Below are 13,445 nucleotides of genomic sequence, written 5' to 3' on the forward strand. Positions count from 1 at the left end.
GCCGGCCGCACGCGGCCTCTACGGGAGTGAAGTTTCATGAATCGAATCCTGCTTGGACTGATCGGCCGGCGCATCGCGGTCACCGCGCTGACGCTGCTGATCGTGTCCGCGATCATCTTCACGATCACGAACCTGCTGCCGGGCGATGCCGCGCAGGCCGCGCTCGGCCAGTCGGCGACGCCCGAGACGGTCGCCGCGCTGCGCCAGCAGTTCGGCCTCGACATGCCGGCCCACGTGCGCTACCTGAACTGGCTCACCGGGCTGCTGCACGGCGATTTCGGCCGTTCGCTGTCCGGCGACATGCCGGTGTCGGCGATGATCGGCGGGCGCCTGCCGAAGTCGCTCGCGCTCGCGGCGATCACGACCGCCGTGTCGGTGCCGATCGCGCTGCTGCTCGGCATCCTCGCGGCGGTCAAGCGCGAGTCGGTGGTCGACCGCGTGATCAGCCTCGGCACGCTGGCGCTCGTCGCGACGCCGGAGTTCCTGATCGCGACGGTCGCCGTGCTCGTGCTCGCCGTGAAGCTGCACTGGCTGTCCGCACTGTCGTACAGCGGCCCGATCGAGAGCCTGCACGATTTCCTGCGCGCGTACGCGATGCCGGTGCTGACGCTGTGCGCGGTCGTGATCGCGCAGATGGCGCGGATGACGCGCGCCGCGGTGATCGAGCAGTTGAGCGCGTCGTATGTCGAGATGGCCGTGCTGAAGGGCGCGAGCCCCGCGCGTGTCGTGCTGCGCCATGCGCTGCCGAACGCGATCGGGCCGATCGCCAATGCGATCGCGCTGAGCCTGTCGTACCTGCTCGGCGGCGTGATCGTCGTCGAGACGATCTTCAACTATCCGGGCCTCGCGAGCCTGATGGTCGATGCGGTCGGCAATCGCGATTTCCCGCTGGTCCAGGCGTGCACGCTGATCTTCTGCGTCGCCTACCTGACGCTCGTGCTGTTCGCCGACCTCTGCTCGATCGTGTCGAACCCGAGACTGCGGACCTGAGCGTCCCGCCCACCTTCCGAGATGCCGACCATGCACCCGACCGAACCCGTTCATCGCAGCAGCGCGCTGCCGCCGTCAGGCGAACCGCGCTCGCCGTCGGGAGGCGCGACGCCGCCCGCCGCGCCGTCCCCCGACCAGCCGCGCAAGCGCCGCGCCGCGCGCATCAGACTGACGACCGGCGGCCGCATCGGCCTGTCGATGGTCGGCCTGATGCTGTTCATCGCGGTGTTCGCGCCGCTGCTCGCGCCGCACGACGTCGGCGCGATCGTCACGCCGGACGTGTTCGCGCCGTTCAGCGCGAAGCTGCCGTTCGGCGCCGACTTCCTCGGCCGCGACATGCTGAGCCGGATCCTGTACGGCACGCGGCTGACCGTGCTGCTCGCGCTCGCGGCGGTGCTGCTCGCCGCGCTGACCGGCACGACGCTCGGGCTGCTCGCGACCGTGTCGGGCCGCGCGGTCGACGAGACGATGAGCCGGCTGCTCGACGCGCTCACGTCGATTCCGTCGAAGATGTTCGCGCTGATGTTCGTCGCGGCCTTCGGCTCGTCGCTGCCGCTGCTGGTCCTGACCGCCGCGGTCAGCTACATGCCGGGCTCGTACCGGATCGCACGCGCGCTGGCGGTCAATATCAGCACGCTCGAATTCGTGCAGGTGGCGCGGGCGCGCGGCGAGAGCGCGCTGTACATCGCCTGTGTCGAGATGCTGCCGAACATGATCCATCCGATGCTCGCCGATACCGGGCTGCGTTTCACGTTCGTCGTGCTGCTGCTGAGCGGCCTGAGCTTTCTCGGGCTCGGCGTGCAGCCGCCGTACGCGGACCTCGGCTCGCTCGTGCGCGAGAACATCGCGAGCCTCGGCGACGGCTCGGCCGTCGCGATCATGCCCGCGGTCGCGATCGCGATCCTGACGGTGGGCGTCAACCTGTTGATCGACGGCCTGCCGCATCGCGGCCGCCGCAAGGGCGCGGCCGCGGCCGCGGGAGAACACTGATGCGAGATGAATCGACTCCGCTCGTCGAGGTGCGCGGGCTGCGCGTGGTCGGCGGCCGGCCGGGCGGCGAGGAAACGACGATCGTCCACGGCGTCGACTTCGAGATCGCGCGCGGCGAGGTGCTCGCGCTGATCGGCGAATCGGGCTCCGGCAAGACGACGATCGCGCTGTCGCTGATGGGCCATGCGCGCACCGGCTGCCGGATCGCCGGCGGCTCGGTGAAGCTCGGTGGAACGGACGTCTGCACGCTGTCCGCGCAAGGCCTGACCGCGCTACGCGGTCGGAAGGTCGCGTACATCGCACAGAGCGCGGCCGCCGCATTCAACCCGTCGCGCACGATTCTCGACCAGGTGATCGAGAGCGCGCTCATCCACAAGACGATGACGAAGCGCGACGCGCAGGCGAAGGCGGTCGAGCTGTTCCGCGCGCTCGCGCTGCCGGAGCCCGAGACGATCGGCAAGCGTTATCCGCACCAGGTGTCGGGCGGCCAGCTGCAGCGGCTGATGGCCGCGATGGCGCTGATCACCGATCCGGAGCTCGTGATCCTCGACGAGCCGACCACCGCGCTCGACGTGACCACGCAGATCGACGTGCTGCAGGCGTTCAAGAGCGTGATCCGGCGCTACGGGATGAGCGCGGTGTACGTGTCGCACGATCTGGCGGTGGTCGCGCAGATGGCCGACCGGATCGTCGTGCTGAGTGACGGCGTGATCCGCGAAGCCGGCGCGACCGGGCAGATCCTGCATGCGCCGACGCACCCGTACACGCAGAGCCTGATCGCGGCGGTCACGCCGAACGATGCGCAACGCGACGAGAAACCGGCGCCGGCTGAACCGGCACCGCTGCTCGACGTGCGCGGTGCGGTCGCCGGTTACGGCGGCCGGACGGCAAAGGGCTGGCCCGCGAAGCTGATCCTGCACGAAGTCGACCTGCGCATCGGGCGCGGGCAGACGGTCGGCGTGATCGGCGAATCGGGCTCGGGCAAGACGACGCTCGCCAAGGTGATCGCGGGCCTGGTCCCGGCGGCGGCCGGGAAGATCCTGCTCGACGGCGAGCCGCTCGCGCTCGATATCGCCAAGCGCACGAAGGAGCAGCACCGCCGCGTGCAGATCGTGTTCCAGAACGCCGATACCGCGCTCAATCCGGTGCATACCGTCGAGCGCACGCTCGCGCGGCCGCTCGCGTTCTATCACGGGATCAAGGGCGCGCGGGCGCGGCAGCGCGTCGCCGAGCTGCTCGAACTCGTGCGGGTGCCGCCCGCGGTGGCCTCGCGGCGTACCGGCGAGCTGTCCGGCGGGCAGAAGCAGCGCGTGAACCTCGCGCGCGCGCTCGCGGCCGAGCCCGACCTGATCCTGTGCGACGAAGTCACGTCGGCGCTCGATACGGTCGTCGGTGCCGCGATCATGGATCTGCTGCGCGACCTGCAGGCGAAGCTCGGCGTGTCGTACGTGTTCATCACGCACGACATCGCGAAGGTGCGCGCGATCAGCGACGACATCGTCGTGCTGTACGCGGGCCGCCGTGTCGAAACCGGTAGCCGCGACGCGCTGTGCGCGCCGCCTTATCACCCGTATTCGCATCTGCTGGTGTCGTCCGCGCCGGAGCTGCGCGCGGGCTGGCTCGACGATGCGGCCGAGCGTTGCCACCGGCCGCTGGTGCCGATCGGCGAACGCGAGAACGAGGCCGAGCTGTGTCCGTTCCTGTCGCGCTGCGCGATGCGCGTGGACGGCGTCTGCAACCGGACGGCACCGGCGCTGCGCACGCTCGGCAACGGCGCGCAGGTGCTGTGCCATCGCAGCGAGGAAGACCTCGCGCGCTTCCAGGCGGAGCCGGCGCCGGCGGGTGCCGCGCCCGAGCAGCCGGTGCAGCTGTAGCGCGCGACACGCCGGAAGTTCGCCGCGCACGACGTGGCAAGTGAAGCGGCGAACGGCGCACCGCATAGTCTGCTGCGGCGGTCGCGCAAAACGGCGCTTTGTGCGCGTGCCGCGCGCGAATACGCGGCAACTGCGGTTTTTGATGGTGATTAAATGATTTCCCATGAACGGCCGCCGATCGTCGTCGCCGACATGCTCGAGAAGAATCCGATGAAATTCGAATCGTACTGGCTGGATACCCGCCCCGCGTTTCGCGCCGGCTGCGAAGGGCCCGTCGAAGGGCGCGCCGACGTGGTCGTGATCGGCGGCGGCTTCACCGGCCTGTCGGCGGCGCTGGCGCTCGCGCAGCGCGGCGTATCGGTGGTCGTGCTCGAAGCCGCGCAGGTCGCGGGCGAAGCGTCCGGCCGCAACGGCGGCCAGTGCAACACGGGCGTCGCGCAGGATTACGCGTCGCTGGCCGCGCGCATCGGCGCGGAGCCGGCGAAGCAGTTCTATCGCGCGTACGAAAGCGCGGTGAAGAGCGTCGAGACGATCGTCGTCGAGCACGCGATCGACTGCGATTTCCGGCGGGCGGGCAAGCTGAAGCTCGCCGCGAAGCCGCAGCATTTCGCGGGGCTTGAAAAGACCTTCGACGCGTTACGCCGCGATGTCGATCCGGACATCGAACTGATCGAGCCGGCGCGGATTCGCGACGAAGTCGCTTCCGACGGTTTCTACGGCGGACTCCTGCAGCGCAACGGCGCGCAGATGCACATGGGCAAGTTCGGCGTCGGGCTTGCGCAGGCAGCCGTGCGCGCCGGCGCACGCGTGTACGAGCATGCGGCCGTCACGCAGCTCGAGCGGCTCGACGGCGAGCGCCACGCGATCACCAGCACGCGCGGCAGGATCGTCGCCGATCGCGTGCTGGTCGCGACCGGCGCATCGCAGCACGGCCCGTTCGGCTGGTTCCGGCGGCGCATCGCGCCGGTCGGCAGCTTCATCGTCGTGACCGAGCCGCTGCCCGACGCACAGTTGAACCGGCTGTTCCCGCAGCGCCGCGCCTACGTGACGTCGCGCCAGATCGGCAACTACTTCCGCGTGACGCCCGACAACCGGCTGCTGTTCGGCGGCCGCGCGCGCTTCGCGATGTCGAGCCCGCGCTCCGACGCGAAAAGCGGCGACATCCTGCGCGCCGGCATGGCCGAGTATTTCCCGGAACTGGCCAAGGTGCGGCTCGATTACTGCTGGGGCGGGCTGGTGGACATCACCGCCGACCGGCTGCCGCGCGCGGGCCAGCACGACGGGCTCTATTACTCGATGGGCTACAGCGGCCACGGCGTGCAGATGTCGGTGCACATGGGCCGCGTGATGGCCGACGTGCTGTACGGCGCCGCCGCGTCGAATCCGTGGCGCGACCTCGAATGGCCGGCGATGCCCGGCCATTTCGGGCACGCGTGGTTTCTGCCGATCGTCGGCGCGTATTACCGGATCCAGGATTTCCTGCACTGAAGCGACTGCCCCCGGAGGATTGGATATGACCGCACGATTCGTTTGCCCGCTCGCCGCCGGCAACGGCCGCCGCGACGGGACCGGCGGCGACACGATGGCCGGGCCGGGCGCGCCCGGCGCCGCGCCGCGCACTGCCGCGCAGGCGGCCGCATGAGGACGGCGAGTATGGTCACCCTGTTCCACGACGCGGACGAAGGCGCGACGCCTCGCGCACCGCGTGTTCCGCAGCCCGTATCGCCGGCGATCGGCGACGTGCTGCGCACGATCGATGCGTCATTCGCGCAGCCGCTGAACCTCGACACGCTCGCGGCGGTGGCCGGATTGAGCGTGTCGCGTTTCACCGCACGCTTTCGCGGCGAAGTCGGGTTGTCGCCGCACCGGTATCTGTGCCTCGTGCGCGTGCGGCGTGCGCAGGACTTGCTGCGCGCCGGCCTCGCGCCGTCGGTCGTCGCGACCGAGGTCGGCTTCTTCGATCAGAGCCACCTGTGCCGGCATTTCAGGCGGGTACTCGGGATCACGCCGCGCGATTACGTGGTCGCGCGGCCGGGCACGCCTGCGCGGCCGTCTTCGATGCGTCCGCACACCGAGCGCCGCGCAGCGTCGTGTCACGCCGCGTAGGCGCAACGGCGACGGGCACGCCTGACGGATGGCCGGCGAGCGCGCCGGCGAACGACCCTTTCCGATATCGCGCGACGGTTTTCAACCCGGCCGCCGCGCATTGCACAGGAGCAGAAATGACCGCAGCTTTCGTGTTGCACCGTGCCGACGGCGCACCTTCGTCAACCGCGTTTCGCCAGCAGGCGTTCGGCGCGAACGATCCGTTCGCGCGACATCGGGAGATCGCCTGGGAAGGGCCCGACGCGATGGCCGCCGGACGTATCGCCTTCGCCGGCGAACTCGACGTGGCGAGCTTTCCGCACATCGAAACCATCGCGATCATCGAAGGCGAGCTGACGCTCGAAGCGGCCGGCGCCGCACCGCTCGTGCTGGGCCCGGGAGAAGGGGCCGTGATCGGCGGCGGCACGGCGCTGCGCGTCACCGCGGCATCGCGCGTGCTGTTCACGTTCTGCGCGGCCGCGTGCGCGACACCGACGCAGCGCGGCGTGTTCGCGCTGCGCGCCGACGCCGACTTCAAGCCGTCCGCGACGCTGCCGCCGGAGGTACTGCTCGGCCCCGCGCCGCAATGCCGCAGCGACAACGTGTTCGTCGACGACGGCGCCGGGTACTGCGCGGGCACGTGGGATTCGACGCCGTATCACCGGATCGTTCGCCCGCATCGCGTGAACGAGTTCATGCTCCTGCTGGCCGGCAGCGTCCGGTTCGCGGCGCCCGACGGCAGCGTGCTGTCGCTCGGCGCCGGCGACGCGCTGTTCGTGCCGCGCGGCGCGTCGATCGGGTGGGAAAGCAGCGAGCGCGTGGCGAAATTCTACGTCGTGCAGAACGTCCACGTATCCACCGAACGAGACTGACCATGTCCCCTCCGTTGCGCCTTATCGAAACCTCGCCCACGCTGCCGGCCTCGGCCGACGTCGTCGTGATCGGCGGCGGCATCATCGGCGTCTTTACCGCGTACTACCTCGCCCGGCGCGGCATGTCGGTCGCGCTGGTCGAGAAGGGCCGCATCGGCGCCGAGCAGTCGAGCCGTAACTGGGGCTGGTGCCGGCAGCAGAACCGCGACGCGCGCGAATTGCCGATGGCGAGCAAAAGCATCGACCTGTGGGAACGATTCGCCGCCGAATCCGGTGAAGACACGGGCTTTCATCGCTGCGGGCTGCTGTATCTGAGCAATGACGAGGCCGAGCTGTCCCGCTGGGCCAGCTGGGGCGACTTCGCGAAGACCGCGGGCGTGACGACGTACATGCTCGACAGCAAGCAGGCCGGCGAGCGCGGGCGCGTGACGGGCCGGCAGTGGAAGGGCGGCGTGTTCTCGCCGACCGACGGCACGGCCGACCCGGGCAAGGCCGCGCCGGCCGTGGCGGCTGCACTGATGAAGCTGGGCGGCAGCGTCCACCAGCAGTGTGCTGCGCGCGGGATCGAACTCGAGGGCGGGCGCGTCGGCGGCGTGGTCACCGAGGCCGGCGTCATCAGGACGAAGACGGTCGTGCTCGCCGGCGGCGCGTGGGCGTCGTCGTTCTGCCGCCAGCTCGGCATCCGCTTTCCGCAGGCGTCGATCCGTCAGTCGATCCTGAGCGTGTCGCCCGTCGATCAGCGCTTGCCGGATGCGCTGTACACCTCCGGCGTGTCCGTCACGCGCCGCGACGACGGACGCTACGCACTGGCCATCAGCGGCCGCGCGCGCGTGGACGTGACGCCGCAGTTCCTGCGGTTCGCCCCGCAGTTCGTGCCGATGTTCGCGAAGCGCTGGCGCAATCTGCTGCCGGGCGGCCTCGAGGGCATGCGCGGCGGCCATGAAACGCTCAAGCGGTGGCGGCTCGATGCGCCGACCCCGATGGAGGCGGTGCGCATCCTCGATCCGAAGCCCGACATGCCGACCGTCACCGAAACCTATCGTCGTGCCGTCGAACTGCTGCCCGAACTGCGCGAAGCCACGATCACGCACGCATGGGCCGGGTATGTCGACAGCACGCCGGACGGCGTCCCGGGTATCGGCGAAGTGCCGGGCGTGCCGGGATTGATCCTGGCGGCAGGCTTTTCCGGACACGGTTTCGGCATCGGCCCCGGCGCCGGTCATCTGATCGCGGATCTCGCCACCGGCGCGCCGCCGATCGTGGACCCGGTACCGTATCAGCCGGGCCGGTTCGCCGATTCCGCCTGGGGCAAGGTTGCCGATTTCTAGTGTGAGGCCGTCTCGCGGACGACGGTGGCGGCCTCCGGGCTTCCGCCGTTCGCCGGCGCATGGTATCGATTCAAGGACCCCCCGCAATGCATTCACCCATCGATTCACCGGTTCGTCACCTGACGGAAGCCGGCAGGCTGGAGCGCTTCTTCATCGACGGCGACTGGGTCTTGCCTGACGGCGGCGACCGGTTCGCGGTCGTCAGCCCGTCCACCGAAGACACGCTGTGCGAGATCCCGCTCGGCAATGCACGCGACGCCGACCGCGCGGTGCAGGCCGCGCGCAATGCTTTCGAGCGCTGGGCCGCGACTTCGCCGCAGCAACGCGCCACACTGCTCGACCGCGTTCACGCGTTGATGCTGGAGCGTGCCGAACGGTTCGCGCTCGCGCTCGCGATGGAAATGGGCGCGCCGATCAATTACGCACGCGGCGCCCATGTGCCGCTCGCGGCCGAACATATCCGCGTCGCTCGCGACAATCTGGCCAGTTACCCGTTCCTGACACGGCGCGGGACGACCGCGATCGTGCGCGAGCCGATCGGCGTGTGTGCGCTGATCACACCGTGGAACTGGCCGATCTATCAAATCACGGCGAAGGTCGGCCCGGCGCTCGCGGCAGGCTGCACGGTGGTGTTGAAACCCAGCGAGCTGTCGCCGCTCAGCGCGTTGCTGTTTGCCGAAGTGATCGCCGATGCGGGCGTGCCCGCGGGCGTGTTCAACCTGGTGAGCGGCAGCGGAACCGAAGTGGGCGCGGCGCTCGCGTCGCACCCGGAGGTCGACATGGTGTCGATCACCGGGTCGACGCGTGCCGGCGTGCTGGTCGCGCAGGCCGCGGCGCCGACCGTCAAGCGCGTCGCGCAGGAGCTTGGCGGCAAGTCGCCGAACATCGTATTGCCCGATGCGGACCTGTCGCGCGCCATCGCGCCGGGCGTTGCCGCCGCGTTCCGCAACATGGGCCAGTCGTGCAGCGCGCCGACCCGGATGATCGTGCCGCGCAGCGTGCTGGGCCGCGTCGAGGCGCTGGCCGTCGCGGCAACGCAGCAACTGGTCGTCGGCGATCCGTTCGCCGACACGACGACGCATGGTCCGCTGGCCAATCGCGCGCAGTTCGGCCGGGTCGCGCAGATGATCGACGCGGGCCTCGACGAACGGGCGAAACTGATCGCCGGCGGTCCCGGGCGGCCGGCGGGATTCGACCGCGGCTTTTATGCGCGGCCGACCGTGTTTTCCGACGTCCGCACCGACATGGCGATCGCGCAGCAGGAGATCTTCGGTCCGGTCCTCGCGATCCTGCCTTACGATACCGTCGACGAGGCCGTCGCCATCGCGAACGACACGGTCTATGGGCTCGGCGCGCATGTGCAGGGCACCGACAAGGAACGCGTGCGCGCGGTGGCCGCGCGCCTGCGCTCGGGTCAGGTCCATCTGAACTACCCGGCGTGGGATCCTCAGGCGCCGTTCGGCGGGTACAAGCAGTCGGGCAACGGCCGCGAGTACGGGATCGAAGGGATGGAGGAGTACATGGAGGTCAAGTCGATCGTGGGTTTTGGCGATTGACGCAGCCGCTGCGCGCGAGTGCAGAGGCAGTACAGAATGGAAGCCGTCTACTTTCCGAAGGTGCCGACATTGGATAATCCCGATTTCCCCGAGACGTCCCTGAAAGCCCATTGCGCGCACTGGGCGACCTTGCGTCGCGACCTGCATGCGCATCCCGAGTTGCGGTTCGAGGAATACAGGACGGCCGACGTCGTCGCCCGCGAGCTTGAAGATCTCGGCTATGCGGTGTCGCGCGGGCTGGGCGGCACGGGCGTCGTCGCGAGTCTGCCGGGTGCGGACCCGGGCCGCGGAATCGTGCTCCGCGCGGACCTGGATGCGTTGCCGATCCAGGAGGCCAACGACTTCGCGCACGCATCGGGCGCGCAAGGCGTCATGCATGCTTGCGGGCATGACGGGCATACCGTCATGTTGCTCGGCGCCGCGCGCATCCTGAAGGATCTGCCGCAGTTGCCGGGCACCGTGCATTTCGTGTTTCAGCCCGGGGAAGAGGGCGGCGCGGGCGCGCGCAAGATGATCGACGACGGGCTGTTCGCGCAATGTCCGACGGAAGCCGTGTTCGGCATGCACAACTGGCCCGGTTTGCCGGCCGGGCAGTTCGGGTTGCGCACCGGCGCCATCATGGCGGCCGGATGCCGCTTCAGGATCACGGTGACGGGCAAGGGCGCGCATGCGGCGCAGCCGCACCTGGGCATCGACCCCGTACCGCTCGCCTGTTCGATGGTGCTGCAGTGTCAGACCATTGCCGCGCGGCACAAGGATCCGGTGGATCCCGCCGTCATTTCCGTCTGCATGTTCCATGCGGGCACGACGGACAACGTCATTCCGGACAGCGCCGAGTTGCGCGGGACGATCCGCACGCTGTCGTCGGCATTGCAGCAACAACTGCAGCGCGACGTCCGGCTCGTGTGCGAAGGGCTGGCCGCGGCTTATGGTGCGCAAGTCGACATCGAGTTCTTTCAGTACTATCCGGCGACGGTCAACACGCCGGCCGAGACCGCACTCTGCGAAGCTGTGATTCGCGACACGTTCGGCGACGAGCGGCTTCACCCCGACGTGCCGCCGAACATGACGTCCGAAGACTTCGGCTTCATGCTGGAGGAGCGCCCGGGCGCGTACGTGCTGATCGGCAACGCGCCGGCGGGAGCGGCCGCGCCGGCGCTGCATCACCCGACGTACGATTTCAACGACGACATCACTCCGGCCGGCGTTCGCTACTGGGTCGCCCTGGCACAGCGTTACTTCACGCGATCGTCGTGAGTGCGTGACGCAACGGCGGGCGACGTCGGATCCAATCCGGCTGAGACCGCGCGATTCGCAGGCGCTCGTACCGCGGAGAATCGAATATCGTCGGTCCGAGGTTGCCGCGAAACGCGCGAGACAGGCGCTTTCGTGCATGCCGACCGCGCGCCGGTGGCTCGACCTGCGGTGGATCGTTCAGCGAACGCGACGGATGACGAGTCGCCGTGCACACGAACCAGGACTGAAATGGTCCGAAGCGATCAGGCAAGTCCGTGCGCAAGCAACGAGCGTGTCAAGCCGGAGAGGCCTCTGCCGTTTCTGGTGGCCGCACTTCGCTATTCACGATACTCGTGTTCGTGCATGTGTTCATGCTCGTGTTCGTGTTCGCGCCACGGATCACGTTCACGCGGATGACGATGCATCCACGCGTCGTGCTCCCAGTAACGATGGCCGTCCCAGTAGCGGTCGCCGTGCATGCCAATCGTGACCGACACACCCGGCGCCGGGGCGGGCTCCTCGTACCTCGGTGGCGGTACGACGTAGGTTTGCGCGAAGGCCGTGCCGGCCGCGACGAGCGCGCCGCCTGCCACGAGTGTCGCCAGAATTCGGCGGTTTGCAATGGTCATGGGCTTCATAGCGCTGTCCTCCATTCAATACCCGAGAACGCGCACGATTCGTTCCCAAACGGGGCGGTAGCGCTTCGTTGCCATTTCAACCACGCCACCCGCGTCGCTTCGCAGCCAGCACCCATCCGGCGGCACGCACGACGTCATCGTCGCTGCGGATTTGACATGCAATCGCTTCGAGGCACAGTGCGACGCTTAAAGGGAAGGAGTGCAGAGCATGATGACGCGATGCGTACGCACACGCGGACAAGGTGTACGGCGCACTCGTCATTTCGGTTCCGATCCGACAAAGGAACACTTACATCGGATTGAAACGAAATGGAGGGAAACGGGGAAAAGTCTGACCAGGGGGAATCGAATTTGCGATCGAGGGGCTGAAAATCACCCGGTTCTCGCCATACCGATTGTCGGGTCGAATATCGCTTCGATCCGAAGGGTCCGCCCCTGCGCGGCCTTGCGAGAGGGCGTGCGCACTTGTCGGCATCAAGGTTCTCCGCGCAGAGGCGGCGAGTGATTGCATCGAGGAAGGACGCGCGAGGTCGTCGTTCTCCCGCTCACTCATCCATATGCAGACGGCACAGGCGTTGCTCGTTGCGCTCACTGGAACTGATGCGCGTCCATAACCGGCTATCTCGTGCTCATGTCCATTCAATGGATACGTCCGCCGAACAAACCGAGCAGCCCGATGATGATCAGGTAGAGCGCAACGATGTAATTCAGCAGGCGCGGTACCACGAGGATGAGAATGCCGGCGATCAGCGAAACCAGCGGGCCGGCGCTAGTGACGATATTCATGCTTCCTCCGCAAGATTGGCAACGAGTGGCCAGAGCCTGCCTTGCCTCCGGCACCCGCTACCGACGCGCGAGCCTGGCGAGCGTCCAGCTTTCGACCGTCAACTCGCTGGTCACAAGCGCGAACGCTTCAGCCGTCGCAAGCGCCGTGCCTGCACCGACGTTTTCATCGCGATTCGCTCAGCGTGCCGGATCGGCATTCGCAGTTCGCGCACCCGTCAGCCTCAAGGAGAAACTCATGAACAAAGATCAGGTAAAGGGCCGCCTCAGGGAAGCAAAGGGCAAACTGAAGGAGCTGGTTGGCAAGGTCGTGGGAAGTCCAACAGACAGATTGACGGGCAAGGCCGAACAGATCGTCGGCAAGACACAGGCATCATTCGGCGATGCGAAGGAGCGACTCAAGAAGCGGCAATAGAGCCTGACGTGGGAGACATCGAACTGGAAGCCATAGGCACCGGCTTCGCTCAACGCAGGTCAGGCGGTAAGTAATGAACCCCGAATTGCTCCGCCAGTTGGGCGAGCCGCCGATCGCGCGTCCAGAGCCACGTGCTCGGGGTCAACAGCACCGACGCCAGCAGCGTGCAATCCACTGCGCCGCATCCGCGCCCATACAGCCGTTCCCGCTCGATCCAGTCCGCTACTTCGGCTGGCGTCGCGAGCCGCGTTTGGCGCAATAACGCGAGATCTCCCAGCGTTCGGGCCCGCGGTTCGGGGGGCGTCCCGCACGTCAGCTCGAGTATCACCAATGGATGCGTCAAGACGTCATCGACACGCAGCAGCTGGATGAGCGCTGGTAGCGGTCGCCGGAAATGCTCGACCCAGACCGATGTGTCGATCAGAACGCTCATCGGGTAGCCGCCTCCGGGTTACGGCGTGGCACATCCGGCATGTCCGGGGCGCGACCGCCAAGCGCGGCTAAGCGTTGTCCGGCCTGAACACGCACGAACGTTTCGAGTGCAGCCCGGAACAGGTCGGCCGGCGACGTGCCCGGCTCGGCGAGTTCGAGTGCGCGCGCATAGAGCGCGTCGTCGACGGTAACAGTAGTACGCATGATGACTCCGTTGATGTCTTTATGCATCAATTTTAGCATCAA

15 protein-coding genes are annotated in these 13,445 nt (G+C 68.1%); 11 read left to right on the forward strand and 4 right to left on the reverse strand.

Annotated elements, in window-relative coordinates; genetic code table 11:
* Window positions 1-36: 36 nt before the first annotated feature.
* From U4Z31_RS23765 to U4Z31_RS23810, 10 genes are all read left to right on the forward strand, one after another.
* The gene (locus U4Z31_RS23765) at window positions 37-990 is read left to right on the forward strand and encodes an ABC transporter permease (protein ID WP_044844269.1); all 954 of its coding nucleotides are present in this window, start codon (window positions 37-39) and stop codon (window positions 988-990) included.
* Between the two features lie 30 nt (window positions 991-1,020).
* Window positions 1,021-1,980: an ABC transporter permease gene (locus tag U4Z31_RS23770; RefSeq protein WP_124487274.1), complete on the forward strand. Its 960-nt coding sequence runs from the start codon at window positions 1,021-1,023 to the stop codon at window positions 1,978-1,980.
* Window positions 1,980-3,854, forward strand: a complete 1,875-nt coding sequence (locus U4Z31_RS23775) for an ABC transporter ATP-binding protein (RefSeq protein ID WP_321811515.1) — start codon at window positions 1,980-1,982, stop codon at window positions 3,852-3,854. The genes U4Z31_RS23770 and U4Z31_RS23775 overlap by 1 nt, the downstream gene beginning before the upstream one ends.
* 153 nt (window positions 3,855-4,007) lie before the next feature.
* Window positions 4,008-5,342 carry an FAD-binding oxidoreductase gene (locus U4Z31_RS23780; protein WP_321811516.1) on the forward strand — a complete coding sequence of 445 codons (1,335 nt, stop codon included), beginning with the start codon at window positions 4,008-4,010 and terminating at the stop codon, window positions 5,340-5,342.
* 25 nt (window positions 5,343-5,367) lie between these two features.
* Window positions 5,368-5,496, forward strand: a complete 129-nt coding sequence (locus U4Z31_RS23785) for a hypothetical protein (RefSeq protein WP_268906936.1) — start codon at window positions 5,368-5,370, stop codon at window positions 5,494-5,496.
* An 11-nt stretch (window positions 5,497-5,507) separates the two neighbouring features.
* On the forward strand, window positions 5,508-5,960 hold the full coding sequence (locus U4Z31_RS23790) for a helix-turn-helix domain-containing protein (protein ID WP_044844267.1): 453 nt from the start codon (window positions 5,508-5,510) through the stop codon (window positions 5,958-5,960).
* A 116-nt stretch (window positions 5,961-6,076) separates the two neighbouring features.
* Window positions 6,077-6,811, forward strand: a complete 735-nt coding sequence (locus U4Z31_RS23795) for a cupin domain-containing protein (protein WP_321811517.1) — start codon at window positions 6,077-6,079, stop codon at window positions 6,809-6,811.
* A gap of 2 nt (window positions 6,812-6,813) precedes the next feature.
* Window positions 6,814-8,139 (forward strand): FAD-binding oxidoreductase, encoded by a 1,326-nt coding sequence (locus U4Z31_RS23800; RefSeq protein WP_321811518.1) that lies wholly within the window; start codon window positions 6,814-6,816, stop codon window positions 8,137-8,139.
* A gap of 86 nt (window positions 8,140-8,225) precedes the next feature.
* Window positions 8,226-9,695: an aldehyde dehydrogenase family protein gene (locus U4Z31_RS23805; protein ID WP_321811519.1), complete on the forward strand. Its 1,470-nt coding sequence runs from the start codon at window positions 8,226-8,228 to the stop codon at window positions 9,693-9,695.
* 36 nt (window positions 9,696-9,731) lie between these two features.
* Window positions 9,732-10,952: a M20 aminoacylase family protein gene (locus tag U4Z31_RS23810; RefSeq protein WP_415750298.1), complete on the forward strand. Its 1,221-nt coding sequence runs from the start codon at window positions 9,732-9,734 to the stop codon at window positions 10,950-10,952.
* Between the two features lie 317 nt (window positions 10,953-11,269).
* Here the strand turns inward: U4Z31_RS23810 and U4Z31_RS23820 are convergent, their stop codons facing one another.
* Window positions 11,270-11,569 (reverse strand): hypothetical protein, encoded by a 300-nt coding sequence (locus U4Z31_RS23820; protein ID WP_321811520.1) that lies wholly within the window; start codon window positions 11,567-11,569, stop codon window positions 11,270-11,272.
* A 639-nt stretch (window positions 11,570-12,208) separates the two neighbouring features.
* Window positions 12,209-12,355, reverse strand: coding sequence for a DUF3096 domain-containing protein (locus U4Z31_RS23825; protein WP_082088472.1), 147 nt, complete (start codon window positions 12,353-12,355; stop codon window positions 12,209-12,211).
* A gap of 235 nt (window positions 12,356-12,590) precedes the next feature.
* Here U4Z31_RS23825 and U4Z31_RS23830 point away from each other — a divergent pair, with 235 nt between their 5' ends.
* On the forward strand, window positions 12,591-12,767 hold the full coding sequence (locus U4Z31_RS23830) for a CsbD family protein (protein WP_044844262.1): 177 nt from the start codon (window positions 12,591-12,593) through the stop codon (window positions 12,765-12,767).
* A gap of 49 nt (window positions 12,768-12,816) precedes the next feature.
* Here U4Z31_RS23830 and U4Z31_RS23835 read toward each other — a convergent pair whose 3' ends face one another.
* Both U4Z31_RS23835 and U4Z31_RS23840 read right to left on the reverse strand, forming a co-directional pair.
* Entirely contained in the window at window positions 12,817-13,200 is a 384-nt protein-coding gene (locus U4Z31_RS23835) for a type II toxin-antitoxin system VapC family toxin (protein WP_321811521.1), read from the reverse strand.
* Window positions 13,197-13,403, reverse strand: coding sequence for a type II toxin-antitoxin system VapB family antitoxin (locus U4Z31_RS23840; protein ID WP_044844336.1), 207 nt, complete (start codon window positions 13,401-13,403; stop codon window positions 13,197-13,199). The genes U4Z31_RS23835 and U4Z31_RS23840 overlap by 4 nt, the downstream gene beginning before the upstream one ends.
* Window positions 13,404-13,445: the final 42 nt, after the last annotated feature.

The sequence above is a fragment of the Burkholderia sp. BCC1985 genome, from assembly GCF_905339915.1.
Classification (GTDB): Bacteria; Pseudomonadota; Gammaproteobacteria; order Burkholderiales; family Burkholderiaceae; genus Burkholderia.

What these genes read in the sequence shown, in the direction of transcription:
- U4Z31_RS23785 (WP_268906936.1), top strand. Translation starts at nt 5,368, where the DNA reads ATGACCGCACGATTCGTTTGCCCGCTCGCCGCCGGCAACGGCCGCCGC.
- U4Z31_RS23830 (WP_044844262.1), top strand. Translation starts at nt 12,591, where the DNA reads ATGAACAAAGATCAGGTAAAGGGCCGCCTCAGGGAAGCAAAGGGCAAA.
- U4Z31_RS23810 (WP_415750298.1), top strand. Translation starts at nt 9,732, where the DNA reads ATGGAAGCCGTCTACTTTCCGAAGGTGCCGACATTGGATAATCCCGAT.
- U4Z31_RS23780 (WP_321811516.1), top strand. Translation starts at nt 4,008, where the DNA reads ATGATTTCCCATGAACGGCCGCCGATCGTCGTCGCCGACATGCTCGAG.
- U4Z31_RS23805 (WP_321811519.1), top strand. Translation starts at nt 8,226, where the DNA reads ATGCATTCACCCATCGATTCACCGGTTCGTCACCTGACGGAAGCCGGC.
- U4Z31_RS23765 (WP_044844269.1), top strand. Translation starts at nt 37, where the DNA reads ATGAATCGAATCCTGCTTGGACTGATCGGCCGGCGCATCGCGGTCACC.
- U4Z31_RS23825 (WP_082088472.1), bottom strand. Translation starts at nt 12,355, where the DNA reads ATGAATATCGTCACTAGCGCCGGCCCGCTGGTTTCGCTGATCGCCGGC.
- U4Z31_RS23840 (WP_044844336.1), bottom strand. Translation starts at nt 13,403, where the DNA reads ATGCGTACTACTGTTACCGTCGACGACGCGCTCTATGCGCGCGCACTC.
- U4Z31_RS23835 (WP_321811521.1), bottom strand. Translation starts at nt 13,200, where the DNA reads ATGAGCGTTCTGATCGACACATCGGTCTGGGTCGAGCATTTCCGGCGA.
- U4Z31_RS23795 (WP_321811517.1), top strand. Translation starts at nt 6,077, where the DNA reads ATGACCGCAGCTTTCGTGTTGCACCGTGCCGACGGCGCACCTTCGTCA.
- U4Z31_RS23820 (WP_321811520.1), bottom strand. Translation starts at nt 11,569, where the DNA reads ATGAAGCCCATGACCATTGCAAACCGCCGAATTCTGGCGACACTCGTG.
- U4Z31_RS23790 (WP_044844267.1), top strand. Translation starts at nt 5,508, where the DNA reads ATGGTCACCCTGTTCCACGACGCGGACGAAGGCGCGACGCCTCGCGCA.
- U4Z31_RS23800 (WP_321811518.1), top strand. Translation starts at nt 6,814, where the DNA reads ATGTCCCCTCCGTTGCGCCTTATCGAAACCTCGCCCACGCTGCCGGCC.
- U4Z31_RS23775 (WP_321811515.1), top strand. Translation starts at nt 1,980, where the DNA reads ATGCGAGATGAATCGACTCCGCTCGTCGAGGTGCGCGGGCTGCGCGTG.
- U4Z31_RS23770 (WP_124487274.1), top strand. Translation starts at nt 1,021, where the DNA reads ATGCACCCGACCGAACCCGTTCATCGCAGCAGCGCGCTGCCGCCGTCA.